This is a genomic window from Streptococcus sp. CCH8-H5, assembly GCF_001556505.1.
GTDB lineage: Bacteria > Bacillota > Bacilli > Lactobacillales > Streptococcaceae > Streptococcus.
Map to the genome: position 1 here is coordinate 1 of NZ_LSIZ01000109.1, position 25703 is coordinate 25703.

24 protein-coding genes are annotated in these 25703 nt (G+C 40.7%); 18 read left to right on the top strand and 6 right to left on the bottom strand.

Translation table 11 applies throughout. The features are described from left to right. Window positions 1–282 precede the first annotated feature (282 nt). The 12 genes from AX663_RS07335 (at window position 283) to groL (ending at window position 14461) form a co-directional block, all read left to right on the top strand. On the top strand, window positions 283–1155 hold the full coding sequence (locus tag AX663_RS07335; protein WP_037600167.1) for a helix-turn-helix domain-containing protein: 873 nt from the start codon (window positions 283–285) through the stop codon (window positions 1153–1155). A 153-nt stretch (window positions 1156–1308) separates the two neighbouring features. Then, complete coding sequence (locus AX663_RS07340) at window positions 1309–2886, top strand: ATP-binding cassette domain-containing protein (protein WP_022496557.1); 1578 nt, start codon at window positions 1309–1311, stop codon at window positions 2884–2886. Between the two features lie 155 nt (window positions 2887–3041). Then, the gene (locus AX663_RS07345) at window positions 3042–3758 is read left to right on the top strand and encodes a YebC/PmpR family DNA-binding transcriptional regulator (protein WP_002883635.1); all 717 of its coding nucleotides are present in this window, start codon (window positions 3042–3044) and stop codon (window positions 3756–3758) included. Between the two features lie 125 nt (window positions 3759–3883). Further along, a complete protein-coding gene (locus AX663_RS07350) occupies window positions 3884–4222 on the top strand; it encodes a preprotein translocase subunit YajC (RefSeq protein ID WP_022496558.1) in 339 nt (112 codons plus the stop codon). Window positions 4223–4350: 128 nt separating this feature from the next. Next, the gene (locus AX663_RS07355; RefSeq protein WP_060972221.1) at window positions 4351–5100 is read left to right on the top strand and encodes an isoprenyl transferase; all 750 of its coding nucleotides are present in this window, start codon (window positions 4351–4353) and stop codon (window positions 5098–5100) included. 12 nt (window positions 5101–5112) lie between these two features. Continuing rightward, on the top strand, window positions 5113–5907 hold the full coding sequence (locus AX663_RS07360; RefSeq protein ID WP_060973130.1) for a phosphatidate cytidylyltransferase: 795 nt from the start codon (window positions 5113–5115) through the stop codon (window positions 5905–5907). A 16-nt stretch (window positions 5908–5923) separates the two neighbouring features. Next, on the top strand, window positions 5924–7186 hold the full coding sequence (rseP, locus tag AX663_RS07365) for an RIP metalloprotease RseP (RefSeq protein WP_060973131.1): 1263 nt from the start codon (window positions 5924–5926) through the stop codon (window positions 7184–7186). Window positions 7187–7256: 70 nt separating this feature from the next. Beyond that, on the top strand, window positions 7257–9119 hold the full coding sequence (locus AX663_RS07370) for a proline--tRNA ligase (protein ID WP_142236163.1): 1863 nt from the start codon (window positions 7257–7259) through the stop codon (window positions 9117–9119). A gap of 481 nt (window positions 9120–9600) precedes the next feature. Next, complete coding sequence (locus AX663_RS07375) at window positions 9601–11541, top strand: ABC transporter substrate binding protein (protein WP_037600173.1); 1941 nt, start codon at window positions 9601–9603, stop codon at window positions 11539–11541. Then, window positions 11541–12344 carry an ABC transporter ATP-binding protein gene (locus AX663_RS07380; RefSeq protein WP_002889814.1) on the top strand — a complete coding sequence of 268 codons (804 nt, stop codon included), beginning with the start codon at window positions 11541–11543 and terminating at the stop codon, window positions 12342–12344. The genes AX663_RS07375 and AX663_RS07380 overlap by 1 nt, the downstream gene beginning before the upstream one ends. 165 nt (window positions 12345–12509) lie before the next feature. Next, the gene (groES, locus tag AX663_RS07385; RefSeq protein WP_002883604.1) at window positions 12510–12797 is read left to right on the top strand and encodes a co-chaperone GroES; all 288 of its coding nucleotides are present in this window, start codon (window positions 12510–12512) and stop codon (window positions 12795–12797) included. 44 nt (window positions 12798–12841) lie between these two features. Further along, window positions 12842–14461, top strand: a complete 1620-nt coding sequence (gene groL, locus AX663_RS07390; RefSeq protein ID WP_060973132.1) for a chaperonin GroEL — start codon at window positions 12842–12844, stop codon at window positions 14459–14461. 80 nt (window positions 14462–14541) lie between these two features. Here groL and AX663_RS07395 read toward each other — a convergent pair whose 3' ends face one another. The 4 genes from AX663_RS07395 to AX663_RS07405 all read right to left on the bottom strand — a co-directional run bounded on the left by AX663_RS07395 (window position 14542) and on the right by AX663_RS07405 (window position 17169). After that, complete coding sequence (locus tag AX663_RS07395; protein ID WP_002889817.1) at window positions 14542–15387, bottom strand: superinfection immunity protein; 846 nt, start codon at window positions 15385–15387, stop codon at window positions 14542–14544. 90 nt (window positions 15388–15477) lie between these two features. Then, window positions 15478–15783, bottom strand: a complete 306-nt coding sequence (locus AX663_RS10430; RefSeq protein WP_073689661.1) for a DUF2752 domain-containing protein — start codon at window positions 15781–15783, stop codon at window positions 15478–15480. Beyond that, a complete protein-coding gene (locus tag AX663_RS07400; RefSeq protein WP_013989998.1) occupies window positions 15783–16115 on the bottom strand; it encodes a TM2 domain-containing protein in 333 nt (110 codons plus the stop codon). Before AX663_RS07400 ends, AX663_RS10430 begins: the two co-directional genes overlap by 1 nt. A gap of 184 nt (window positions 16116–16299) precedes the next feature. Then, window positions 16300–17169 (bottom strand): RluA family pseudouridine synthase, encoded by an 870-nt coding sequence (locus AX663_RS07405; RefSeq protein WP_060973133.1) that lies wholly within the window; start codon window positions 17167–17169, stop codon window positions 16300–16302. A 65-nt stretch (window positions 17170–17234) separates the two neighbouring features. On the opposite strand from AX663_RS07405, the gene pbp2a reads away from it, so the two are divergent. From pbp2a to AX663_RS07425, 5 genes are all read left to right on the top strand, one after another. Further along, window positions 17235–19562: a penicillin-binding protein PBP2A gene (pbp2a, locus tag AX663_RS07410; protein WP_060973134.1), complete on the top strand. Its 2328-nt coding sequence runs from the start codon at window positions 17235–17237 to the stop codon at window positions 19560–19562. Between the two features lie 48 nt (window positions 19563–19610). Further along, a complete protein-coding gene (rpmG, locus tag AX663_RS10435; protein WP_002886472.1) occupies window positions 19611–19763 on the top strand; it encodes a 50S ribosomal protein L33 in 153 nt (50 codons plus the stop codon). Between the two features lie 8 nt (window positions 19764–19771). Beyond that, on the top strand, window positions 19772–19948 hold the full coding sequence (gene secE, locus AX663_RS07415; protein ID WP_002883656.1) for a preprotein translocase subunit SecE: 177 nt from the start codon (window positions 19772–19774) through the stop codon (window positions 19946–19948). Between the two features lie 200 nt (window positions 19949–20148). Then, complete coding sequence (gene nusG / locus AX663_RS07420) at window positions 20149–20688, top strand: transcription termination/antitermination protein NusG (protein WP_002883644.1); 540 nt, start codon at window positions 20149–20151, stop codon at window positions 20686–20688. Between the two features lie 126 nt (window positions 20689–20814). Continuing rightward, a complete protein-coding gene (locus AX663_RS07425; protein ID WP_060973135.1) occupies window positions 20815–21303 on the top strand; it encodes a phosphatase PAP2 family protein in 489 nt (162 codons plus the stop codon). Between the two features lie 131 nt (window positions 21304–21434). On the opposite strand, the gene AX663_RS07430 is transcribed toward AX663_RS07425, so the two are convergent. Together AX663_RS07430 and AX663_RS07435 are read right to left on the bottom strand one after the other, a co-directional pair. Beyond that, window positions 21435–22244, bottom strand: coding sequence for a Cof-type HAD-IIB family hydrolase (locus AX663_RS07430; protein ID WP_060973136.1), 810 nt, complete (start codon window positions 22242–22244; stop codon window positions 21435–21437). Beyond that, window positions 22237–23004, bottom strand: a complete 768-nt coding sequence (locus tag AX663_RS07435; RefSeq protein WP_060973137.1) for a DeoR/GlpR family DNA-binding transcription regulator — start codon at window positions 23002–23004, stop codon at window positions 22237–22239. Before AX663_RS07435 ends, AX663_RS07430 begins: the two co-directional genes overlap by 8 nt. Before the next feature lie 193 nt (window positions 23005–23197). Between AX663_RS07435 and leuS the strand changes: the two genes are divergently transcribed. Beyond that, a complete protein-coding gene (leuS, locus tag AX663_RS07440; RefSeq protein ID WP_060973138.1) occupies window positions 23198–25699 on the top strand; it encodes a leucine--tRNA ligase in 2502 nt (833 codons plus the stop codon). Window positions 25700–25703: the final 4 nt, after the last annotated feature.

Below are 25703 nucleotides of genomic sequence, written 5' to 3' on the forward strand. Positions count from 1 at the left end.
CATTATAGTTCTTATGGGACTTTTTGTGTATACTCAAAAAGCTCTATAATCTCTATAGTGGTTTTACCCACTACAGAAATTATAGAGCCGTAATCAGATAAGATCAGCTTTGGCTGGTCTTTTTTTAACCATTTGTAGGCTAAAACTCTCCATTAATGATTTCTTGTAGCTTAATTTACGAACTTTTATTCTAAACGTTTCGGACGGGCTAGTTGGGTTTTGTGGCTCTTTAATTTAGGGATGATTGTTGCTATAATTAGTTCAAGCATAGGAGGATGAATCATGATTGGACCTGTGGAAATGGGTGCTTTGTTGAAAAAAATTCGTTTATCAAAGAATTTGACATTGAAAGAACTTGCTAGTGATTATTTATCAGTATCTTTCTTATCAAAATTTGAACGTGGAGAATCTGATATCTCATTATCTAGATTTTTTCTTTTGTTAGATAAATTGGATGTCAGTATTGAAGAGTTCTATGGTATTTTATCTCAAGATAATCCGACTCATACTGAAAAGTTATTAGAAAGTGCTAGTAAGGCTTATTATCAAAACGATAGTTTATCGTTACAGAAGTACGCTGGAGAAGAGCGTCGTAAATTTGAGCTCACACAAGACAAATCATTTCTCTATAACAGTATTATGCTAGAATCTTTTTTGGCAAGTGTTTCAAATAAAGAGGTTGATGAAAATAAGGTAAGGGAATTAACAGACTATCTTTTTAGCATTGAACAATGGGGAAAAAGAGAGTTAATCATATTAGGAAATAGTATGTCGTTTATTTCCACCCAGACACTTAATGTTTTGACCAAGGAGATTGTGTATAGAACTAGACTTTTTGGAAATAGCGACTCAAATCAAAGAATCCGAATTAGTCTTCTTATTAATGCAGCTTATGAATTTTTACGACGTGATGAACTAGATTCAGCGAAATACTATTTAGATTTAGTCAATGATAGTGGAATTCCTGAGGTCCTCTTATATGAAAGACATGAGTTGATATTTGTAATGGGGTCTTACTTGATAAAGTCGGGTGAAGTTGCTGAAGGGAGAAATCTAATTGAGGGGTGTTTAGAAACTCTTAGGACTTTAGGTGCGGAAAAGTTATTGCTTGCTAAGGAATCAGAGTATCAAGAGTTGTTAAATTCCACTATATGACAATTTTATAGAGTGAGTTAAAAAATAGAATAAACTAAGACCATAGTACGACATCACTATGGTTTTTAATTTTCAATGGATATATGGTATTCCAATGTCTTCAATTTATCCAACTGATTATATACCAAGGTGATTTAGATTGTGAGGAAATCTATGAGAACCTATATTCTTAAATACAAGTATGACAATTTAGTTCATATCCTACTGTTAGCACTGAATGCTGCTATTTTCGTGAGTGCCTCGGTAACCTTAGCTTTAATGACGAATCAGCTGGTATCTAAGCGAATCCAATCTTTTTTAGCTCTCTTAGGTCTAGAGGTAGGTCTTTACATTATTTATTTAGTTTTGAATTATATTATTGCGGTACATCAAACAAAATTAATCCAAAAAATGACTTTGTCTATTCGTCAGTCTTATCTTAGTAAAATTATTCACCATTCTTTTAGTGAATTTAGAAAGAGTGATATTGGAGAGCATCTCTCAGTATTAAATAATGATATCCAATTGATTGAATCAAATGGCTTTTCAAGTATTTATACTCTTTGTTCAACAGTATTCACCACTTTGTTTTCAATTATCGCCTTATTAAGTTATGATGTAAGGATTGTTCTGCTAGCCATTTTTTTAACTTTGTGTCTGACTTATCTTCCCAAACCATTTACCAATAAAATGCAGAAATCAATGGAGATATTTTCCAAAGCGAATGAGGAGCTTGTTTCTGGAATAAGCGATCAGTTATATGGATATGCGGATGTTTATTACGCTAGTCGTAAACAGATATTTCTTAGACAAGTGAGGTCCATTGTTGAGAAATATATTGTACAAAAAATTATTTTTACAAAAAGAAAGACTAGCACTGAGACGCTGATGGCTTTATTTTCAGTTATCGCCCAGATGTTGATACTTCTTCTAACTGGCTTGTTAATTATTTTTGGAAATATTACTGTTGGAACCATTACCTCAGTAGGACAGATATCAGGTAATATTTTTAACTCTCTATCCACCATTAATCAGCTGCAAGTGACCATTAAGTCTGTCAATCCTATCTTAAAAAAATTTCACGATTTTCCAGAGGGTCCAAAGACTTGTATAGCGACAATTCAGGATGTTCATTTTGAGAATGTAAGTTATCATTTTGGAGAGAAGGCTATTTTTGAGGGATTCACCCAAACCTTTAAAAAAGGAGGCAAGTATGCTATTACTGGATGCTCAGGTAGTGGGAAGTCAACCCTGCTTAATATATTCCTAGGCAATCTTAAAGATTACGAGGGAACAATCTTGTTTGGAAAATTGGAGTCAAAAGAGATTGATGAGAACTCAATCGTGTCTAAATGTGCCTATGTTGGGAGTCAAACTCATATCTATAATGATACCTTGAGGAACAATCTAACTCTTTGGAATGAAGTTATTACTGATACGCAGATCAAGGAAGTTCTTGAAAGAGTTAATCTTTTATCTTTCTTAAGTCGTATAGATGAGCAAGTAAGCGACGGTAGCTTTTCGGAGGGTCAAAAACAAAGAATAGGCCTGATAAGAGCGTTTTTAAAAGGAAGTTCTGTTGTGATTTTTGATGAAGCCACTGCAAATCTTGACCATAATAATGCTACTCGTATTGAGCACCTTTTATTAAGTGATCCTAATATCACTTATATCACGGTTACCCACCATCTTATAAAGGGAAATGAACCATATTTTGATAAGATTATTCGTTTGGGAGAGGGGACTGAGTAAATGTTTCATATGATAAATGCTTAGGATTTATTTCAATTTTACTAACGGCAGTCAAAGTGCTATAATGTAAGGGATTGTGAATTTAGCAAGCTTTGCTATTTTCAAAAAAGAAAAAACAAATCAGAGATACAAATCTCTTAGAAGAGGTGAATCCCATGGGACGTAAATGGGCTAATATCGTTGCTAAGAAAACTGCTAAAGATGGTGCAAACTCTAAGGTTTACGCTAAGTTTGGTGTCGAAATTTATGTGGCTGCTAAACAAGGTGAACCAGATCCAGAATCAAACTCAGCTTTGAAATTTGTTTTGGAGCGTGCTAAACAAGCGCAAGTGCCAAAACACGTTATTGATAAGGCCATTGATAAGGCTAAAGGTAACACTGATGAAACTTTCGTTGAAGGACGTTATGAAGGTTTTGGACCAAATGGTTCTATGATTATCGTAGATACTTTGACTTCAAACGTTAACCGTACAGCTGCTAACGTACGTACTGCCTTTGGTAAAAACGGTGGTAACATGGGTGCTTCAGGTTCTGTTTCATACATGTTTGATAAAAAAGGTGTTATCGTTTTTGCAGGTGAAGATGCAGACGCAATCTTTGAACAATTGCTTGAAGCAGATGTAGAAGTTGAAGATGTAGAAGCAGAAGATGGTACTATCACTGTTTATACTGAGCCAACAGATCTTCACAAAGCTTTGGAAGCTCTCCGTGCTAACGGACAAGAAGAGTTCCAAGTGACTGAACTTGAAATGATTCCACAAACTGAGGTTACTCTTGAAGGTGAAGACCTTGAAGTTTTCGAAGGACTTATTGATGCGCTTGAAGCAGACGATGATGTTCAAAAGGTATATCACAACGTAGCAGATATGTAATCTCATTCAGCACTTTCCGTCATAAGGAAAGTGTTTTTATGTGGTCTGTCTAAGGATTTGTCTTGCTTGTCCTGACTTAATCTGATATAGTAGTAGCCAAGTGAATTATTGGAGGAATACGAAATATGAATATGATGCTAGTTTTGGCCATTTATGTGGTCGCAATTGTTGCTTATGTGGCTTTCAGCCGTCGTCGCCAAGCAAAGGCCCAGGAAGATCGTTTTGCAGGTCTTGCTAAGGGTGCTGAAGTTGAAACAATTGGTGGTTTGATTGCTGTTGTTGATGAGATTGATAAAGAGAATAACCGTATCGTTTTGGATGCAGAAGGTGTCTTCTTGACCTTTGATTTGAGTCGTTCAATCATGAAAGTGATTACGCCAGCACCAACTACAGAGACAGCAGAAACAACTAAAAAGACAATTATTGAAGAAGATTCAGCAATTGAGTCTTCTGATGAAAACTAAGATGTGTATTTGAGACTAGGTTAAATCCTGGTCTTTTTGCGTTTTCTAATCTTATCGGTATTAAAAGCTGTTCAGAACCCCTGAAAATGTGGTAAAATAAAGGGTAAACTATATTTAGAGGATATTCCATGTTTAAATTTAGAAAAAAATCTCATCAAGAGGTTCTAGTCAATATTCCCAACCATATTGGCATTATTATGGATGGAAATGGCCGTTGGGCTAAAAAACGTCTACAACCACGTGTGATGGGGCATAAGGCTGGGATGGATGCCTTGCAAAAGGTAACTATCGAAGCGTCACAACTTGGAGTTAAGGTATTGACAGTCTATGCCTTCTCAACTGAAAACTGGTCACGCCCACAGGATGAAGTGAAATTCATCATGAATTTGCCAGTTGAATTTTTTAACAAGTATGTACCAGAATTAGATAAAAACAATGTTCGTATTTTAACTATTGGGGATAATAGTCGTCTACCTAAGGAAACCTTAGATGCTCTTGAAAAAGCAGTTGAGCAGACGAAACATAATTCTGGTTTGGTACTCAATTTTGCACTTAACTATGGTGGCCGTGCGGAGATTGTATCTGCAGTTCAAGCGATTGCTAAAGAAGTTGAAGCAGGCAAACTCTCTCTTGAAGCTATTGATGAAGATCTTATTGCTAAGCATTTGATGACAGACAAGTTGCCTTACCTCTATCGTGATCCGGATTTGATTATCCGTACAAGTGGTGAGCTTCGTCTTAGTAATTTCTTGCCTTGGCAATCGGCCTATAGTGAGTTTTACTTCACGGATGTTTTCTGGCCAGACTTTGACCAGAAAGGTTTACGTCAAGCTATCTCTGACTACAATAAACGTCACCGTCGCTTTGGTGGTGTCTAGAAAGGACCTCTCATGCAAGAACGTTTAATTGGTGGGGGTGTGGCAGCAGCCATTTTCCTCCCATTGCTCTTTATCGGTGGTCTTCCTTTCCAACTTTTAGTTGGAGCTATGGCCATGGTTGCGGTGTCTGAGATGCTTCGTATGAAGCACTTGGAGATTTTCTCTATCGAGGGTATTTTATCAATGGTGGCAGCCTTTATCTTGGCTGTTCCGATTGACCAGTATTTTATCAGCCTTCCAACAAATGCTAGTGTGACAGGATTTGCTGTTATTTCATTTTTGATTCTAGCAGGAACTGTCCTTAATAGCGACCACTATTCTTTTGATGATGCAGCTTATCCCATTGCTTCAGCCTTTTATGTTGGTTTTGGTTTCCAAAATCTTATTGCGGCACGTATGGATAGCTGGGAAAAAGTTCTTTTTGCCCTTTTTATTGTTTGGGCAACAGATATTGGTGCCTACCTCTTTGGTCGTCAATTTGGTCAGAACAAGCTATTGTCAAAAGTATCACCAAACAAGACTATTGAAGGTAGTGTCGGTGGTATCTTATCAGCAATCATTGTGGCCCTTATCTTTGGTTTGATTAACCACGGAGTTTATGCCCCTCATAACTTCTTCTGGTTGCTTATCTGTACGATTCTCTTTAGTATTTTTGGTCAATTTGGTGATTTGGTTGAATCAGCTATTAAACGTCACTTTGGCGTTAAAGACTCAGGCAATCTCATTCCTGGGCATGGTGGTATTTTGGACCGTTGTGACAGCTGGATTTTCGTTTTCCCAATCATGCACTTCCTAGGACTTTTTTAAGAGTGGGGGTGTCTAGATGAAAGCTATTATTACCTTTTTACTGATTTTCTGTGTGATTGTCGTTTTCCATGAGTTTGGTCATTTCTTTTTCGCCAAACGTTCAGGAATTTTGGTTCGTGAATTTGCCATTGGTATGGGACCGAAAATTTTTGCACACACTGGTAAGGATGGTACCGTTTATACTATCCGTATCCTCCCTTTGGGTGGTTATGTCCGTATGGCTGGTTGGGGTGAAGATACAACTGAGATTAAAACAGGTAGTCCTGCTAGTCTAACGATTGGGTCAGATGGTAAGGTAAGACGTATCAACCTTTCGGATCGCCAGGTTGACCAGACGGCTTTACCTATGAACGTCACTGCCTATGATTTGGAAGATAAGTTAACCATTACAGGTCTAGTCCTAGATGAGACCAAGACCTATGAGGTTGACCATGATGCCACTATCGTTGAGGAGGATGGTACAGAACTTCGTATCGCTCCTAAGGATGTTCAATATCAAAATGCTAGCATTTGGGGACGCTTAATTACCAACTTTGCTGGTCCTATGAATAACTTCATTCTTGGGGTGCTTGTCTTTATTATCTTAGCCTTTGTTCAAGGTGGTGTTCAAGACACATCAACCAACCGTATTCAGGTGGCTGATGGTGGTGCTGCTCAGGTAGCAGGCTTGAAAAATGGTGATGCTATCGAGGCCATTAATAAGGACAAGGTTACTGATTGGGACAGCTTGAAGGAAGCATTGACAGAGAATACTCAAAAATTCTCCAAAGGTGACAGCCTTTCTGTGACGGTTAAGAGAAGTAACGGTCAGGAAGAAACGGTTTCTGTTAAACCTAAGGAGAGTCAAGGTAGCTACTTTTTGGGTGTTTCTCCAGCCTTAAAAACAGGTCTAAAAGATAAGATTTTTGGTGGTTTCCAAATGGCTTGGGAAGGGGCCTTCAAAATTCTCGCGGCACTCAAGGGGCTTATCACCAACTTTAGTTTGAATAAACTTGGTGGACCAGTTGCCATGTTCCAGATGTCTGCCCAGGCTTCAGAAAGTGGCTTGATTTCCATTCTTAACCTTATGGGGATGCTCTCAATTAACTTGGGAATTTTCAATCTTATCCCAATTCCAGCCCTTGACGGTGGAAAAATTGTTATGAATATTATTGAAGCCATTCGTCGTAAACCACTTAATCAAGAAATTGAAAGCTATATTACACTTGCAGGTGTTGCTATCATGGTTGTTCTTATGATTGCAGTCACTTGGAATGATATTATGCGTGCTTTCTTTTAATTAGAAACAAAGAAACGAAAGGAAGTCTAAGGGACTTGACCCAAGGGCCAGCCTCCTTAGTATGTAAATGATGAAACAAAGTAAAATGTTGATTCCAACACTTCGTGAAATGCCAAGTGATGCTCAAGTTATCAGTCATGCCCTTATGGTACGTGCGGGTTACGTGCGTCAGGTTTCTGCTGGTATTTATGCTTATATGCCATTGGCAAATCGTGCTATCGAGAAATTCAAAACTATCATGCGTGAGGAGTTTGAAAAAATCGGTGCGGTTGAAATGTTGGCGCCAGCGCTTTTGACAGCAGATTTGTGGCGTGAGTCAGGCCGTTATGAAACTTACGGTGAAGACCTTTATAAACTAAAAAACCGTGATAAATCTGACTTTATCCTCGGTCCAACTCACGAAGAAACGTTTACAGCCTTGGTTCGTGATGCAGTTAAATCATACAAACAATTGCCACTTAACCTCTACCAAATCCAATCAAAATACCGTGATGAAAAACGTCCTCGTAACGGTCTTCTTCGTACACGTGAATTTATCATGAAGGATGCTTATAGTTTCCACCAAAACTATGAAGATTTGGATGTAACCTATGAAGACTACCGTAAAGCTTACGAGGCTATCTTTACACGTGCTGGCCTTGAATTTAAGGGAATCATCGGTGATGGTGGTGCCATGGGTGGTAAGGATTCTCAAGAATTTATGGCGGTTACTCCTGAGCGTACAGATCTCAACCGTTGGGTAGTTCTTGACAAGTCAATTGCTTCATTGGATGAGATCCCAGAAGATGTCATGGAAGAAATCAAGAAAGAATTGACATCATGGTTGGTATCTGGTGAAGACACAATTGCCTACTCTACAGAGTCAAGCTATGCAGCTAACCTTGAGATGGCAACAAACGCCTACACACCAGCGACTAAGGTTGTGACTCAAGAAGAAGTGACTCGAGTTGAAACGCCAGACTGCAAGTCAATTGATGAAGTCGCTGCTTTCTTGAATGTTCCAGAAGAACAAACCATCAAGACTTTACTTTTCATCGCTGATGATGAACCAGTAGTGGCTCTTCTCGTTGGTAATGATCAGGTTAACGATGTGAAGTTGAAAAACTACCTTGCAGCTGATTTCCTCGAACCAGCTACGGAAGATGAAGCACGTCAAGTCTTTGGTGCTAACTTCGGTTCCCTTGGTCCAGTTAACCTTCCTGAAAATGTTCGCATCGTTGCGGACCGTAAGGTTCAAGATGTGGCTAATGCGGTTGTTGGAGCTAACGAAGATGGTTACCACTTGACAGGAGTTAACCCAGAGCGTGACTTCAAGGCAGAATACGTGGATATTCGTGAAGTTAAAGAGGGTGAAATTTCTCCAGACGGTCAAGGTGTCCTTCAGTTTGCGCGTGGTATCGAGATTGGTCATATCTTTAAACTTGGGACACGTTACTCTGAAAGTATGGGTGCTAACGTTCTTGATGAGAATGGCCGTGCTGTTCCAATTATCATGGGATGTTACGGTATCGGCGTTAGCCGTATCTTGTCAGCTGTGATTGAACAACATGCACGTCTCTTTGTTAACAAGACACCAAAAGGTCAATACCGCTATGCATGGGGAATTAACTTCCCTAAAGAATTGGCTCCATATGATGTTCACTTGATCACAGTTAACACTAAGGATGAAGAAGCCAATGCTTTGACAGAACGTTTGGAAGCAGCTCTTATGGCTGAAGGTTATGATGTCTTGACAGATGATCGTAATGAGCGTGTCGGTTCTAAATTCTCTGATAGTGACCTCATTGGACTTCCAATCCGTGTTACAGTTGGTAAAAAAGCTTGCGAAGGTGTTGTTGAAGTTAAAATCAAGGCAACTGGTGATACTATTGAAGTTAATGCCGATAACTTGATTGAAACACTTGCTATCTTAACAACAGAACAAGATGCTTAAGATTAAAAAATCTTTTCTTGCTGGAGCAGGAAGAGATTTTCTTTTGCAGTGATAATGATAAATTGAGAGAAAAGAGAGTAAATTCCAATTTGACAGAATTGTCTAAATAGTGTAAACTTAAAACTATCGTAACTACGGAGGCATCACATGCTTAATAAAGCGACCCATTTGGGAAATCTTAAAGCTTTTTATTACTTTAGTTTCTTTAGATAGGACGTTTGTGTTTCAGGATACAAGCGTCAGTCAGTTTGTATCTATGAAGCTAAAGCATTTTGTGATGGATTAGCCGATTAGATGAATAGGTCTAACCGGTGACATAAGCTAGCCTGTGCTAGTCAAGATGCATAAAACCAGTTGGGCCTGTCCTAACTGGTTTTTTTCATACCGTGGTCTATTTTTAATTTTCTTTTGACCCTATCGTCTCGGAAAAAGCATAAAAGAAAATTGGAAATAGATAGAATAAAAAATAGAGGTATACAAGATGAAGAAATTCTTGGTCAGTATGATGGCTGTTATCACAGCTGTCCTCTTGGTAGCATGTTCCAATGCTTCTAATAAAGATTTGGTTCACGTCGGTGTGCTCCAATATGTGGAACATCCTTCCTTGTCAGCGACACGTAAAGGGTTCATTGAAGAACTCAAAGAGGAAGGTTATGTTGACGGTAAGAACATCAAAATTGATTATCAGAATGCACAAGGGGATCAGTCTAACTTGCAGACGATTTCTCAGTCGCTTATTGAAGATAACGATCTTATGTTGGCTATCGCAACCCCAGCAGCCCAGTCTTTGAGTAGTTTGACAAAGGACAAGCCAATTCTCTTTACAGCTGTCACAGATCCAGTCTCAGCTAAACTGGTTAAGTCTATGGACAATGTTGGAGGAAATGTGACAGGGACAAGTGACATGTCCCCTATCAACAAACAAGTTGAGTTGTTGAAAAAGGTCCTTCCAAATACTAAAAAAGTTGGGATTATGTACACGACCAGCGAGCGTAACTCGGAAGTTCAGGTTGAAGAAGCCAAGAAATACTTCAAGGAAGCTGGTATTGAAACGGTTATCAAAGGAATTTCATCAACCAATGATATCCAAGATACAGCCAAGAGCTTGATGAGTCAGACCCAAGTCATCTTCATCCCAACTGACAATACCATTGTTAGTGCTATTAATACCTTGGTAGATCTTTCTAAAGAGACTAAGGTTCCAGTTGTTGGTAGTGACGCTGGTAGTGTAGAAAAAGGTGTCCTGTTCACTTATGGAACTAACTATGAAGCGCTTGGACGTCAAACAGGTAAGTTGGCAGGCCGTATTCTCCGAGGTGAGAAGGTCACGGATGTCGATGCCGAGTATCCTAAAACCCTCAATGTTGTGGTTAACCATGACATGGCTAAAGAACTTGGTATTGATGTTTCTAGCATTAGTGACGAGGAATCTAAAGCATCAACGCAAGATGACAAACCAATTGCTAAAAAAGATAAGGGTGTCATTAAGCTTAAGGTCAATAAGTCTTCTAAAAAAGGATTTTCAAATGTGGTGCTAACAGCCATTTCTCAGGGCCTTCTCTGGGCTATTATGGCTATTGGGGTCTTCATTACCTTCCGTATTTTGGACCTTGCTGATTTGACAGCTGAAGGGGCCTTCCCACTTGGTGCTGCTACGACAACTATCATGATTATCCGTGGAATCAACCCAATCTTTGCGACTCTCGGTGGTTTTGTGGCTGGTATGCTTGCTGGAGCTGTGTCTGGCTTTATGCATACGAAAATGAAGATACCAGCACTCTTAACAGGGATTATTACCTTAACGGGGCTCTATTCCGTTAACCTTTTGGTTCTTGGAAGTGCCAATGTCTCTCTATCAGGACATAATACGCTAGTAACTATGGTGATGGGACTCGGTTTGTCTAAGCTGAATGGTGTGATTCTATTAGGACTTATCTTTGTGAGTCTTGTGGTACTCATGCTAGTTGTCCTCCTTAATACTCAGGTTGGTCTGGCCCTTCGTGCAACAGGTGATAACCTTGCCATGGGTGAAGCTAATGGTATCAAGGTTGACCGTATGAAGATTCTTGGCTACATGATTTCCAACGGTTTGATTGCCCTATCAGGTGCCCTCCTAGCTCAAAACAATGGCTATGCGGATATGAATATGGGTACTGGTACAATCGTAAATGGCTTAGCTGCAATTATCTTGGCTGAAGTTATCGTCAAGTATCTACCACTTGGTAAACGCCTGTGGTCAATTGTTGTAGGAGCTGTTCTTTACCGTCTAGTCTTGGTTATTATCCTTGCCATGAACGTTGATGCTCAAATGTTGAAATTGGCTTCAGCCATCTTGCTTGCTGTCATCCTATATGTACCAGAAGTACGACAAAAATTGAAAATCAAACCTAACAAATCCTTGACTTTAGGAGGTGACAAGTAATGGCTTTACTTAGTTTACAACAGATTCACAAGACCTTTGAAAAAGGCACAGTCAATGAAAATCACGTCCTTCGTGGTTTGGATCTCGACATTGAGCAGGGAGACTTTATCTCTGTTATTGGAGGAAATGGTGCTGGTAAATCAACCTTGATGAATTCAATCGCTGGTGTTCTTAGCATTGATGAAGGGGATATCTTGTTGGAGGGACAATCTATTAAGAAAGCATCTGTAGATGAGCGCTCTAAAGATATTAGCCGTGTTTTCCAAGATCCTCGAATGGGGACAGCGACAAACCTTTCTATTGAAGAAAATATGGCGATTGCCTATCGTCGAGGTAAGAAACGTAGCTTCTTTAAAAAGTCTATTACTGAGAGCGAACGTCAAGTGTTCAAGGAAGCTTTGATAGATCTTGGTCTTGGGCTTGAAAATCGTATGAAGACCGATGCTAATTTCTTGTCAGGTGGACAACGTCAGGCCTTGACACTTGCTATGGCGACCTTGGTTCGTCCAAAGATTTTGCTTTTAGATGAACATACAGCTGCACTAGATCCTAAGACAAGTGATATGGTTATGAATTTGACGCGTAAGATTGTTGAAGAACAAGAGTTGACAACTCTTATGATTACCCATAATATGGAACATGCTATCGAATATGGGAACCGTCTGGTCATGCTCTACCATGGTAAAATCGTCGTCGATGTGCGAGGTGAGGAAAAGAAAAATCTCACTGTTGCAGAACTTATGGATCTCTTCCACAAAAATAGTGGACAAGTCCTCAATGACGATGCCTTGGTACTCGGTTAATAAGCAAAAAGAAACTATCCAAAGTTCAGATTTTGGGTAGTTTTTTCTTGACTATTTTTGACCAAGTGCTAAAATAAATATATAGATTAGCACTCTTGATTAATGAGTGCTAAAAATAACGTTTCACACGTTACTAATAACAAATAACATTTGGAGGTAATTGGTATGGCATTGAAACCATTGGGCGATCGTATCGTTGTCCGTTTTGAAGAAACAGAAGAAAAAACAGCTAGTGGCTTTGTATTGGCAGGAGCCAGTCATGAAGCTACAAAGACTGCTGAGGTTTTAGCAGTAGGTGAAGGAATCCGTACTCTTACTGGTGAATTGATTGCACCTAGTGTTGCAGCAGGCGATAAAGTCCTTGTTGAAAATGGTGCAGGTGTCAATGTTAAAGACGGAGATGATTCCGTTTCAATTATCCGTGAAGCAGATATTTTAGCGGTCCTAGCTTAGGTCAATGCTAATCAGATATAAACTAAGATAAAGAAGGAGTAACTATGGCAAAAGATATTAAATTTTCATCAGATGCACGCGCAGCAATGGTTCGTGGTGTTGATACTTTGGCTGATACAGTTAAGGTAACGCTTGGCCCTAAAGGTCGTAACGTGGTTTTGGAAAAAGCTTTTGGCTCACCTCTTATCACTAATGATGGTGTGACAATTGCTAAAGAAATCGAACTCGAAGATCACTTTGAAAATATGGGTGCCAAACTGGTCAGCGAAGTGGCTTCAAAAACTAACGATATTGCCGGTGACGGAACAACTACAGCCACTGTTTTGACACAAGCTATTGTCCGTGAAGGTCTAAAAAATGTAACGGCTGGTGCTAATCCAATCGGTATCCGTCGTGGGATTGAAGCAGCTGTGTCTACAGCGGTTGAAGAGTTGAAAGCCATTGCTCAACCAGTTGCTAATAAGGAAGCTATTGCCCAAGTCGCAGCGGTTTCATCACGTTCTGAAAAAGTTGGTGAATACATTTCAGAAGCTATGGAACGTGTTGGTAATGACGGTGTTATCACTATTGAAGAGTCTCGTGGTATGGAGACAGAACTCGAAGTGGTTGAAGGTATGCAGTTTGATCGTGGTTATCTTTCTCAGTACATGGTTACTGATAATGAAAAAATGGTAGCTGACCTTGATAATCCATTTATCCTTGTGACGGATAAGAAAATTTCAAATATCCAGGATGTCCTTCCACTCTTGGAAGAAGTGCTTAAGACAAGTCGTCCACTCTTGATCATTGCTGATGATGTGGATGGTGAAGCTCTTCCTACACTTGTTCTTAACAAGATTCGTGGAACTTTCAATGTTGTTGCTGTTAAGGCCCCTGGTTTTGGTGACCGTCGTAAAGCAATGTTGGAAGACATTGCCGTATTGACAGGAGCAACTGTTATCACTGAGGATCTTGGTCTTGAGCTTAAGGATGCAACTATGGCAGCACTTGGTCAAGCTTCGAAAGTAACTGTGGATAAGGATAGCACAGTTATCGTTGAAGGTGCAGGAAGCGCAGAAGCGATTGCTAACCGTGTTAACCTCATCAAGTCTCAATTGGAAACAACAACATCTGAATTTGACCGTGAAAAACTTCAAGAGCGTTTGGCTAAATTGTCTGGTGGGGTTGCAGTTGTTAAGGTCGGTGCAGCCACTGAAACAGCTCTTAAAGAAATGAAACTTCGTATCGAAGATGCCCTTAATGCTACCCGTGCGGCTGTTGAAGAAGGTATCGTAGCAGGTGGTGGTACAGCCCTAGTTAACGTCATTGCAAAGGTCGCTGAACTTGATCTTGAAGGTGACGACGCTACAGGACGTAATATTGTACTCCGTGCTTTGGAAGAGCCAGTTCGCCAAATTGCCTATAATGCTGGTTATGAAGGTTCCGTTATCATCGATAAATTGAAGAATAGCCCAGTTGGTACAGGATTTAACGCTGCCAATGGTGAATGGGTAGATATGGTTGAAGCAGGAATCATTGACCCAGTTAAGGTAACGCGTTCTGCCCTTCAAAATGCCGCTTCAGTAGCAAGTCTTATCTTGACAACCGAAGCAGTCGTTGCCAACAAACCTGAACCAGAGGCTCCAGCAGCGCCAGCTATGGATCCAGGAATGATGGGTTACTAAGAGTTTAAAAAGCAAAAGAAAAAACCTAGGAAAAGTAGAGAAACTTTTTCTGGGTTTTCTTTTTTATTGTTAATGATTAATTAGTGAAAAGGGTTAAACATATTAGAATTTCCTTGTTCACCTGCCATTTGCATCATCATTTGTTGCTGCTTGATACGCTCTGCTTCCTTATTCATATTGATAGAAACAACAAGAAGGATGACCCAACCGATGAATGTCCAGTTTAGGAGGATAGATAAGACAAAGATTAGCCATTTCTTGTCTGTTTTATTTAGGAGGGCTGGTAAGATTATAAGTGCTACAAAAGGTAAAGAAAAAATTAGGAGGAAAAGTGCTAAGGGTAACGTTGCCCCAACTTCATCGCTAGCAACTCCAATTAAATATATTCCGAGGGCCCAGATGATAAATGGAATATCAGCGATGGCTAACATGATGAAGTTTGTCTGGGTTTTCTTGTCTTGTTTCTTCCAAGTTTCGTTTAGATTTTTACTTGCTTGTTGGAAAGTTTCACCAGTTTGATTCGCAAATTGGTTAACAGTCTGACTGGCAGTTTCTACAACAGGTTTAACTTGTTCCTGGAAGGTCTTTGATTGCTTTTCTTGAGATAAGTTAGTTGCTTGGAAAGTTTCTTCTTCATCTGCTGTAGAGTTAGTGAGTGGCTCTTCAGCGACGTCATAGCTGTCAACATCATTTTCGGTAGTTTCTACAACTTCTGTTGATGGTGCAGGTTCTGTAGGCTCAACACCTTCTGAGTCTTGCTTAGTTTCTACAGTGTCTTTTTGTGGGACAGGTTTTGTTATTTCGACAGTTTGTTTGGGAGTTTCTCGGACAAACTCGCCTTTCTGAGCTGCTTCAGCCATTTCTTGAATACTTGGATTACGACCATTAACTGCTTGGAAAAAATCGATCCAATCTTGTTGCTTCATGTGTATAACCTCCAGATATCTTGATTATAAAAATGTTGATAATTACAATTATAGCAATAGTGTAAGGGGACTACAATGGGAGTCTTTACTTTATTTCCTTATAATCTTCTTATCACTAAAGATGGGAAAGAGAAAGAAATAGGTTAGGATATAGACCACTAGAGGATATATCAGTGGATTATAGTCCCAGGCTCCTTGCCAATCTAGGTGTAAGAGTCTAACACTAGCGCGTGTTAGACCGGCACTCCAAGCTTTAAGGCCAAATGGTCTTAGGATTAAACTGAGTGGTGTTGGAAGATGTAAAAGGTAGACTCCATAAACTGCCACTAAAACTAAGAGATATAATCTAAAAAAACGCTGGTGGTAGGCCCACAAGCGTGTGAAATAGTTTTTCATTAGCCAATAACTGCAAATAGTTTTTGAGCGTTTGATTGGCGAGTAGCATCCATGATGAGGAATAAGTCAACGATTGACCAGATACCACATCCACCACACGTCAAAAGTTTACCAACACCGAGACCAATTTGTCCTAATAGAAAGCGGTCAATTCCAAGAGTCCCACCTAGAAGTGAAATAATCAACAACATTGTTGGATCTTGGAAGCTGATTGAGTAAAGCATTGAAAGTTGTTGCTCAGGAAGTGCTTCAAGACGTTGACGGATGTACTGAACTTGTTCTGTTGGGAAATACTTGGCGTTAATGGTTATCCATTGATCGACTGGATTCATAAATTAAATACCCCTCAAATTTTAAATGATATGTAAAGGATAACATATTGTAAAGGGAGATTCAAGGCGGTCAAGGCTTTTGAAGTCAATAAAAGCAACTTATTTGCAAGCTTCCACTGTGTCATAACTAGAGGATCATTAGGATAATCCTTTCGCACTATGCTTGAGAATGAGCCTACTTCTATTATTTGTGATTTCTCAACCCTTTTTCAAAACTGTCTGAACTCGCCTTAACAGTGATTTTTTCGAGTGTTAAGGGATGGGTGAAACTAAGAGTGTGGGCGTGGAGCATGAGTCGAGATGCGGGGCGGTGGCTATAAAGAGGGTCCCCCAGAATGGCATGACCATGGTGGGCCAGATGCACCCGAATTTGGTGGGTCCGTCCGGTTTTTAGTTGACAATTGACCAGACTGGCTCCTTTGAAGGATTTGAGGCGCGTGAAGGTTGTATAGGCAACCTGCCCTTTTCTAGGATCAACCACTCGTTTTCTACGATCATGGCGGTCGCGTCCAATCTTGTCGTTGTACACAGTCTCCTTGGTCTGAAATTTACCTTCAGCCAATGCCCAGTATTGACGCTGAATCTTCTTATCTTCCAAGAGTCGATTGAGAATAGGGAGAATAAAAGGATTTTTTGCGAAAAGTACAGCCCCACTAGTTTCCATGTCTAGTCGATGAACGACGTAACAGGTTTGCCCACAATAGGCCGAAACATGGTTAAGTAGAGCAATTTCTGTGGGTTCATTACCATGCGTCTTCATTCCTTCAGGCTTGTTGACCACGATGAGATGTTGATCCTCGTAGAGAGGCTCTATCAAATTAGCATTTCCCATAGGGATAATTTTTTCAGGGTAGTCCTCCTTGTCAAAAGTCAGACTAATCTTATCGCCTTTTTCAACAGGACTCTGCCAGTTAATAGCTTCTCCATTGATGAGGACGTGCTTTTTCGTGCGTAGGAAATGACGAATCTTACGAGGAATGAGGAGCTTGGTTTCTAGCAAGTCTTTGACAGTTGTTGCAGGATAGGGATTGATAATTTCTACGTGTAAAGTCATGGTTTCATTATATCATGAACGTTTAAAAGAGGACAGAATCTGTAAAAACTTGGTATAATAGGGTTATGACATTTTTTGATAATCTAAAAAACAAACTTTTTAAAGAAGAAAATAGCGGAAAGGGTAAGGATTCCCAGCCTGCTGAAAAATCGAAGAATTTACAAAATAAGATAAAGGGACTCTTTGCTAAGAAACCTGATGAGGTTGAACAAGCTGTTGAAGACTTAGATATGTCTCAGGAAAGTCAAGAGACGTCACGTTATCAACGTTCTAAGCAAAAGAAACCTATTGATACCACCAAACCTTTAGGTAAGGTTCAGGCGTTCTTGAGCAAGTTTACACTTTCGCCAAGAAATCCTATTCGTCGTTTCTGGCGTCGTTATCATATTGGTAAAATTCTCTTTATCTTGGTAGCTATGCTGGTTTTGACAGTTGGTTCCTACCTTTTCTATATTGCCAAGACGACCAATGTTTCAGATCTTCAAGATGCCTTGAAAGCAACTACGGTTATCTATGACAAAGAAGGCAATCAAGCTGGTTCTTTGTCAGGGCAAAAAGGGACCTATGTGGAGCTGGATGCCATTAGTGATAGCCTAGAGAACGCTGTTATAGCAACTGAGGACCGTACCTTCTACGAAAATAGCGGTGTTAACGTCAAGCGATTCCTCTTGGCCATTGTATCTATGGGACGCTTTGGTGGTGGCTCGACCATTACCCAACAGTTGGCTAAAAATGCCTTCTTGACACAAGAACAGACAGTCACTCGTAAGGCCAAGGAATTCTTCCTCTCTTTGGAATTAACCAAGAAATACAGCAAGCAAGAAATCCTTACTATGTACCTCAATAATGCCTACTTCGGAAATGGGGTTTGGGGTGTTGAAGATGCTAGCCAAAAATACTTCGGGACAAGTGCTGCCAATCTAACTGTTGATGAAGCAGCGACCCTCGCGGGTATGCTTAAGGGACCTGAAATTTATAACCCAATCGATAATATCCAAAATGCGACTAACCGTCGAAACACTGTCCTCGCCAACATGGTTGATGACAAGAAGTTGAGTCAGGCAGATGCCGACAGTGCGGCTGGAGTTGATATGGCTAGTCGTCTGGATGATACCTATCAAGGGACTGGCGATGACTACAAGTATCCGTCTTACTTTGATGCTGTCATTGAAGAAGCTACGAAAACTTATGGTTTGAGTGAGGATGAAATCGTTAAAAATGGTTACAAGATCTACATAGAGATGGATGCCAACTCACAAGCCAATATGCAACAAACCTACGAAAATACCTATCTCTTCCCTACATCAGAAAGTGATGGTAGTACAGCTCAGTCAGCTAGTGTGGCACTTGATCCAACAACTGGAGCGGTCCGTGGTCTAGTAGGTCGTGTAGGTGGTACCAGTGACACAACCTTCCGTAACTTTAACTATGCAACCCAAGGTAAACGTAGTCCTGGATCGACCATCAAACCTTTAGTGGTCTATGCCCCAGCTCTGGCTTCAGGATGGAGCATCAATAAGGACCTTCCAAATAAACCAATCGACTATAACGGCTATACTCCAACCAACTACGGTGGTGTTGAGACAGAGGATGTGCCCATGTATCAAGCTTTGGCCAACTCCTACAATATCCCAGCAGTTTACCTCTTTAATCAAATCGGTATTCAAAAGGGGATTAGTTACGGTCAAAAATTTGGTCTTAACTTTGACAATGTTCCGGAAGAACTTGGAATTTCACTTGGTGGTGGTGTGACAGCCAGTCCTCTTCAAATGGCTCAGGCTTATGCGACCTTTGCTAATGGTGGTGAGATGAATACAGCTTATTTCATCACTAAAATTGAAAATGCCAGTGGAGACATTATTGCTACCCATAGTAAGAAGTCTAAACGTGTTATCAGCCAGTCAGTAGCTAACCAGATGACCAGCATGATGCTTGGTACCTTCTCAAATGGTTCCGCTGTGAATGCCAACTACACGGGTTACACAATGGCAGGTAAGACAGGTACTGTTCAGGCTGAATTCAACAAGGATTTGACTAGTGACCAGTGGGTGATTGGTTATACTCCTGATGTGGTCATGACGACCTGGATTGGTTTTGATAAGACTGACGAAAGTCACTACCTAACAGGAGCTAGCTCGGGAACAGCTTCGACAATCTTCAGCTATATCGCTGCGGATGTTCTACCAAATACACCAGGTACTGAGTTTACTGTTGAAAATGCCTATGCAGCTGATGGTCAAACCCTAGACTATACGGCAGATCCAAATGACTCACGTAATAGTAGTAACAAGTCATGGACAGATAAGGCATCAGATGTTGTGAATGACGTTAAAGATCAGGCAAGTAGCCTATGGGATAAGATTACAGACTCCTTCTCAGGTCTGTTTAGATAGCTTGTCAATTGCACCTAAAAGTGGTAAGATAAAAAGAACGGAGGCGTTATGGCACAGAAAAAAGCAAGCCTAGCGTGTGCTGAATGCGGGAGCCGAAACTACTCAATTAATGTGAGTAGCACTCCCAAACCAACACGACTAGAAGTTAACAAATTTTGTAAACATTGTAAAAAATACACCTTGCATAAGGAAACAAGATAGGAGACACCGTGAGACAAACTGGAAGTATTTTCAAAGTCTTGAAAGACACGACTTGGCCAGACCGTAAACAACGCTGGCATGATTTTATTTCAGTTCTTGAGTATACTGCGTTCTTCACTGTCATCATCTATGCGTTTGATGAATTGTTGAGTCGCGCTATGTCAGCACTGATTAACTTTTTCTAAAGAAAACACAAAAAGAGTGGGAATGCCTGCTCTTTTTTGTTATAATAAATGCAGATAAAAGCGAGAACAAGGGCCATCAGGCTTTTTTATTACGCTTTGAATTAAACCATAGGCATTCATTTACATTTAACACTCGCATCTAGAAGATAGCTAGCCAAAGGTGTTTAAATGTCATTTAGAAAAAAGAAAGGAATCCTAAAATGCTAGATTCATTCGACAAGGGCTGGTTCGTCCTTCAAACGTATTCAGGATACGAAAACAAAGTTAAAGAAAACCTTTTGCAACGTGCCCAAACTTATAACATGCTTGAAAATATCTTGCGTGTTGAAATCCCAACTCAAACTGTCAATGTTGAGAAAAACGGTAAAGTTAAAGAAGTGGAAGAAAACCGCTTCCCTGGTTACGTTCTTGTTGAGATGGTAATGACAGACGAAGCATGGTTCGTTGTCCGTAATACTCCGAACGTTACTGGTTTCGTTGGTTCTCACGGTAACCGTTCTAAACCAACACCACTTTTGGAAGAAGAAATCCGTCAAATCTTGATTTCAATGGGTCAAACTGTTGATGTCTTTGATACTAATATCAAGGTTGGTGATGTGGTTCAAATCATTGATGGTGCCTTTATGGGTCAAGAAGGCCGTGTTGTAGAAATTGAAAACAACAAGGTTAAAATCATGATTAACATGTTTGGTTCAGAAACAGCTGCTGAACTTGAACTTTACCAAATCGCTGAACTCTAAGATAGACAAATAGAGGTCGAGATAAGAGACTTCAACCTCGGAAGACTATCTCATTAAACTTGAGGGGAGAGACTAGAAGCTAGATTTTTGAAATTTAGTTCTGTGTCACTCCCTTTTTTCTAACGGATGATGAATTATAAACGATTTTACGATAGGATTAGTACTCCTTTACGTCCTTACGCTAAGGTTTTAGAAGGCTTGAACAAAATTATAACTAGGACTTTTTACCTGCTTTTTCCTATATTTCTTATTTGGGTTTTGCTAAGGGGTGGCTGGTTTATTCTCTCTACGACAGTGCTTATTATGGGGGGAGGCTTTTTCCTTCTTTCTCTTGGTCGTAGTCTCTATAATCGACCGCGTCCATACCAGACTTGGGCTATCCAATCCCTTATTAAGAAGGACAGTCTAGGCAAGTCCTTTCCCAGCCGGCATGTTTTCTCAGCGACTGTTATTGCTATGTTGGCGCTGACGCTTAACCCCTGGCTAGGTGGGGCTATGCTTTTTCTGGCGGGCGCTCTAGCTCTTTTGCGCGTGCTAGGTGGTGTTCACTATCCTAGTGATGTTTTAGCAGGCTACGTCATTGGAATCCTTGTGGGTCTTCTTCTTTACCTATAGAAAATCTAGTCCTTCTTTGAAAGAGGAGGGCTTTTTTCGTTGAAAAAAGAAAGGTACCTCTGGGGCACCTTTCCTTTTGTTCTAAAATTCGAGTTGGCAATTAAAGGCTGTTCCCACCATTAGATATTGGCTTAGTTTAGGACATGTTCTGTAATAGCTTGAGCCACACCATGTTCATCATTTGAAGTCGTTACTAAGTTTGCAGTTTCCTTAACCCCTTCAGGTGCATTGCCCATAGCAATTCCCAGGCCAGCTAGAGCCAACATAGGACTGTCGTTGAAGTTATCTCCGATTGTCATGACTTCTTCAAGAGGAAGGTTGTAATATTTGGCAACCTCGATGAGAGCGTGTTCTTTAGAAACATGTTTGGCTGTGACTTCAAGATAGTTATCTTTGGATAAGTAAAAGGCTGTCTGTGGAAAATCCATGCTTAGGAGTTTTTGATGGAGGTCCTGAATAACTTTAGGTTCATCAATCAACAAAAGCTTGTGGATAGGAGGCTCTGAATCTGAGACCGTGTCTTGCAGCTCCTTAATAATAGGAGATTCACCCGTGATACTTCCTTCCAACTGAGACCATTTGTCTAGTTTGTTGGTAATCCAGTCCTTGCCAGAGTAGATATTCACAGAGACACTTGGATAATCTGTGGATAAGTAGCTAAGAAGTTCTTGAATTTCAGCTTTATCCACAGGGTGTTGGATGATAGTACGGTCACCCTCAAGTACTAAGGCGCCGTTGTAGCAGGCGATGGGATTGTCATGAAGTCCCAGTTTATGAGCGATTGGTTGCATCCCTAGTGGAGAACGGGCAGATGCTAAAACAAAGGGAATATTTGCCTTTTCAAGCTCTGGCATTACCTCAATCAGTTGTTCATCTACCTGGTGGTTACTAGTGAGAATAGTACCATCAATGTCACTGATAATCAAACGGATATTATTCATAATCGCTATCCTTTCCATCATATAAAATCGTTACTCTGTCTTTAAGGGCTTCGACCAAATCAGGATCAGGTTTTTTATCTGTAATCCAGTAGTCAAAGTCTTTAATCTTACCCAAGATATATTTGGAATGTTTTTCATACTTGTCTGATTCAGCAATAAGAATCTTGGTTCGGGCAGCCTGCATGGCCAGTTGCTTAACAGCAACATCCTCCTCGTCCTCATAACTGACCACTCCTTGATTGAGACTAGCCGCTCCAAAGAAGGCTAAGTCAAATTGTAGATGTTGCAAGAGCTGGGCTTCGTGAAGCGAATAGTAGAAGCGGTTTTTACTGTAAAATCTTCCTCCCAAGAGATGGAAGTCAACGCCTTCTTTGCCACTTAGGACCAAGGCGTTGTCCAAAGAGTGGGAGTAGATAGTGACCTTCTTAGTCAATTTTTGTGAGACTTCAAGTATCAAGGTAGAGACATCGAAGAAGAGTAGAGATTGGTCTTTGATCAAGCTAAGCGCTAGGTCTGCCATTTTTTTCTTGTCTTCAGTGAGTCCTTTCTGACGTTCTTGGAAGCCAAGAACAGTGGTATTTTTTACTGGAAGAATGCCACCATGGGTACGCTGAGCCAAATTCCTCTGGCTGAGGCAGTCGAAATCTCTTCTGACGGTATCTTTGGAAACACCTAATGCGTCAACCATTTCCTTGACAGATAGGTTTCCGCGCTCCTCCAAAAGTGTTAATATTTTCTCTAATCGTTGTTCCTGATACATGAGTCACCTTCTTTCTGATACTAGTATAGCATCTTTTTGCTTTTTTGTTACATAAAAGCGCAAAAAAACTTAAAAAGAACGAAAAAGATGCAAAATAGACTCAGGTGAATTTGCCTCTTAAAGTTCCCTTATCATCTTTAAAAATCCTTCAAAAATGCTATAATAGAAGCATTACGAATATTGGAGAGAAACCATGAGTTTTTACAATCATAAAGAAATCGAGCCTAAGTGGCAAAAATACTGGGCTGACAATCACACGTTTAAGACAGGAACAGACGCCTCAAAACCTAAGTTTTATGCGCTTGACATGTTCCCTTATCCATCTGGAGCAGGTCTGCACGTAGGACACCCAGAAGGCTACACAGCGACTGATATCCTCAGCCGTTTCAAACGTGCACAAGGCTACAACGTCCTTCACCCAATGGGATGGGATGCTTTTGGTTTGCCTGCAGAGCAATACGCTATGGATACAGGGAATGACCCAGCAGAATTCACAGCAGAAAACATTGCTAACTTCAAACGCCAAATCAATGCACTTGGATTCTCTTACGACTGGGACCGTGAAGTCAACACAACAGATCCGAACTACTACAAGTGGACGCAATGGATCTTCACCAAGCTTTACGAAAAAGGCTTGGCTTATGAAGCTGAAGTGCCAGTAAACTGGGTGGAAGAATTGGGAACAGCCATTGCCAACGAAGAAGTTCTTCCAGATGGAACATCTGAGCGTGGTGGCTATCCAGTTGTCCGTAAACCAATGCGCCAATGGATGCTTAAAATTACTGCCTATGCTGAGCGTTTGCTCAATGACTTGGATGAACTTGATTGGCCAGAGTCTATCAAGGACATGCAACGCAACTGGATTGGTAAATCAACTGGTGCCAATGTCACTTTCAAAGTGAAAGGAACAGACAAGGAATTCACCGTCTTTACCACTCGTCCTGATACTCTTTTTGGTGCAACTTTCACTGTCTTGGCTCCTGAGCATGACTTGGTAGATGCTATCACAACACCTGAACAAGCTGAGGCTGTAGCTGATTACAAACACCAAGCTAGCCTTAAATCAGACTTGGCTCGTACAGACCTTGCCAAGGAAAAAACAGGAGTTTGGACTGGTGCTTATGCCATCAACCCTGTCAATGGTAAAGAAATCCCAATCTGGATTGCTGACTATGTTCTTGCTAGCTACGGAACAGGTGCAGTCATGGCCGTACCTGCCCACGATCAACGTGACTGGGAATTTGCTAAACAGTTTGATCTTCCAATCGTAGAAGTGCTTGAAGGTGGAAACGTTGAAGAGGCTGCTTACACAGAAGATGGCCTTCACGTCAACTCTGACTTCTTGAACGGTCTTAACAAAGAAGAAGCAATTGCCAAAATCGTGGCTTGGTTGGAAGAAAAAGGCTTTGGTCAAGAAAAAATCACTTACCGTCTTCGTGACTGGCTCTTTAGTCGTCAACGTTACTGGGGTGAACCAATCCCAATCATTCATTGGGAAGATGGAACTTCAACAGCTGTTCCAGAAAGTGACTTGCCACTTGTCTTGCCAGTAACCAAGGATATCCGCCCTTCAGGTACTGGTGAAAGCCCATTGGCTAACTTGACAGACTGGCTTGAAGTGACTCGTGAAGATGGTGTCAAAGGTCGTCGTGAGACGAATACGATGCCACAATGGGCAGGTTCAAGCTGGTACTACCTCCGCTATATCGATCCACATAACACAGAAAAATTGGCTGATGAGGATTTACTCAAACAATGGTTGCCAGTCGATATCTACGTGGGTGGTGCAGAACACGCTGTGCTCCACTTGCTTTACGCTCGTTTCTGGCATAAATTCCTCTATGACCTTGGTGTCGTTCCAACTAAGGAACCATTCCAAAAACTCTTTAACCAAGGAATGATCTTGGGAACTAGCTACCGTGACCACCGTGGTGCTCTTGTGGCGACTGACAAGGTTGAAAAACGTGATGGTTCATTCTTCCATGTGGAAACAGGGGAAGAATTGGAGCAAGCACCGGCTAAGATGTCTAAATCCCTCAAGAACGTGGTGAACCCAGACGATGTGGTGGAACAATACGGTGCTGATACCCTTCGTGTCTATGAAATGTTCATGGGACCACTTGATGCTTCAATCGCTTGGTCTGAAGAAGGTCTAGAAGGAAGCCGTAAGTTCCTCGACCGTGTTTACCGTTTGATCACAAGTAAAGAAATCGTTGCGGAAAACAATGGCGCTCTTGACAAGGTTTATAACGAAACGGTTAAATCTGTTACTGAGCAAGTCGAGTCTATGAAATTCAACACAGCCATTGCCCAACTCATGGTCTTTGTCAATGCAGCTAACAAGGAAGACAAACTCTACGTGGATTACGCCAAAGGCTTTATCCAATTGATTGCTCCATTTGCGCCTCACTTGGCAGAAGAACTCTGGCAAACAGTTGCGGAAACAGGAGAGTCAATCTCTTATGTAGCTTGGCCAACATGGGACGAAAGCAAATTGGTTGAAGACGAAATCGAAATCGTTGTTCAAATCAAAGGTAAAGTCCGTGCCAAATTGATGGTCGCTAAAGATCTTTCACGCGAAGAGTTGCAAGAAGTAGCTCTTGCTAACGAAAAAGTCAAAGCAGAGATCGATGGCAAGGAAATTGTGAAAGTAATTAGTGTACCTAATAAACTCGTTAATATTGTCGTTAAATAACGAG

Bases quoted from the DNA above. Each gene is read 5' to 3' on its own strand.
- AX663_RS07400 (WP_013989998.1), bottom strand. From the start codon at position 16,115: ATGAATCCAGTCGATCAATGGATAACCATTAACGCCAAGTATTTCCCA.
- AX663_RS07350 (WP_022496558.1), top strand. From the start codon at position 3,884: ATGAATATGATGCTAGTTTTGGCCATTTATGTGGTCGCAATTGTTGCT.
- rseP (WP_060973131.1), top strand. From the start codon at position 5,924: ATGAAAGCTATTATTACCTTTTTACTGATTTTCTGTGTGATTGTCGTT.
- AX663_RS07430 (WP_060973136.1), bottom strand. From the start codon at position 22,244: ATGAATAATATCCGTTTGATTATCAGTGACATTGATGGTACTATTCTC.
- rpmG (WP_002886472.1), top strand. From the start codon at position 19,611: ATGGCACAGAAAAAAGCAAGCCTAGCGTGTGCTGAATGCGGGAGCCGA.
- AX663_RS07360 (WP_060973130.1), top strand. From the start codon at position 5,113: ATGCAAGAACGTTTAATTGGTGGGGGTGTGGCAGCAGCCATTTTCCTC.
- AX663_RS07435 (WP_060973137.1), bottom strand. From the start codon at position 23,004: ATGTATCAGGAACAACGATTAGAGAAAATATTAACACTTTTGGAGGAG.
- pbp2a (WP_060973134.1), top strand. From the start codon at position 17,235: ATGACATTTTTTGATAATCTAAAAAACAAACTTTTTAAAGAAGAAAAT.
- AX663_RS07345 (WP_002883635.1), top strand. From the start codon at position 3,042: ATGGGACGTAAATGGGCTAATATCGTTGCTAAGAAAACTGCTAAAGAT.
- AX663_RS07335 (WP_037600167.1), top strand. From the start codon at position 283: ATGATTGGACCTGTGGAAATGGGTGCTTTGTTGAAAAAAATTCGTTTA.
- AX663_RS07405 (WP_060973133.1), bottom strand. From the start codon at position 17,169: ATGACTTTACACGTAGAAATTATCAATCCCTATCCTGCAACAACTGTC.
- AX663_RS07355 (WP_060972221.1), top strand. From the start codon at position 4,351: ATGTTTAAATTTAGAAAAAAATCTCATCAAGAGGTTCTAGTCAATATT.
- AX663_RS07375 (WP_037600173.1), top strand. From the start codon at position 9,601: ATGAAGAAATTCTTGGTCAGTATGATGGCTGTTATCACAGCTGTCCTC.
- leuS (WP_060973138.1), top strand. From the start codon at position 23,198: ATGAGTTTTTACAATCATAAAGAAATCGAGCCTAAGTGGCAAAAATAC.
- groES (WP_002883604.1), top strand. From the start codon at position 12,510: ATGGCATTGAAACCATTGGGCGATCGTATCGTTGTCCGTTTTGAAGAA.
- AX663_RS07395 (WP_002889817.1), bottom strand. From the start codon at position 15,387: ATGAAGCAACAAGATTGGATCGATTTTTTCCAAGCAGTTAATGGTCGT.
- AX663_RS07370 (WP_142236163.1), top strand. From the start codon at position 7,257: ATGAAACAAAGTAAAATGTTGATTCCAACACTTCGTGAAATGCCAAGT.
- groL (WP_060973132.1), top strand. From the start codon at position 12,842: ATGGCAAAAGATATTAAATTTTCATCAGATGCACGCGCAGCAATGGTT.
- AX663_RS07340 (WP_022496557.1), top strand. From the start codon at position 1,309: ATGAGAACCTATATTCTTAAATACAAGTATGACAATTTAGTTCATATC.
- AX663_RS10430 (WP_073689661.1), bottom strand. From the start codon at position 15,783: ATGAAAAACTATTTCACACGCTTGTGGGCCTACCACCAGCGTTTTTTT.
- nusG (WP_002883644.1), top strand. From the start codon at position 20,149: ATGCTAGATTCATTCGACAAGGGCTGGTTCGTCCTTCAAACGTATTCA.
- AX663_RS07425 (WP_060973135.1), top strand. From the start codon at position 20,815: ATGATGAATTATAAACGATTTTACGATAGGATTAGTACTCCTTTACGT.
- AX663_RS07380 (WP_002889814.1), top strand. From the start codon at position 11,541: ATGGCTTTACTTAGTTTACAACAGATTCACAAGACCTTTGAAAAAGGC.